Origin of the sequence: Paenibacillus sp. An7 (assembly GCF_009870785.1) — a bacterium.
Taxonomy (GTDB): domain Bacteria; phylum Bacillota; class Bacilli; order Paenibacillales; family Paenibacillaceae; genus Paenibacillus.
This window is the reverse complement of sequence record NZ_WTWX01000123.1, coordinates 1-207: the sequence shown is the minus strand read 5'-3', so window position 1 is coordinate 207 and position 207 is coordinate 1. Positions and strand designations below refer to the sequence as shown.

1 tRNA gene is annotated in these 207 nt (G+C 56.5%); it reads left to right on the top strand.

Features of this window, described 5'->3' with window-relative positions:
- Nucleotides 1–65: 65 nt before the first annotated feature.
- Nucleotides 66–146: transfer RNA gene (locus GQY27_RS21400), tRNA-Leu, on the top strand.
- The last annotated feature ends 61 nt before the right edge of the window (nt 147–207 follow it).

Genomic DNA, 207 nt, shown 5'->3' with positions numbered 1-207 from the left:
AGCACCTGACTTTTAATCAGGGTGTCGAAGGTTCGAGCCCTTCATGGCTCACCATATAATCACATGCGCGTGTGGCGGAATTGGCAGACGCACTAGACTTAGGATCTAGCGTCCTTGACGTGGGGGTTCGAGTCCCTTCACGCGCATTGATTTTTGCGGACGTGGCTCAGCGGTAGAGCATCGCCTTGCCAAGGCGAGGGTCGCGGG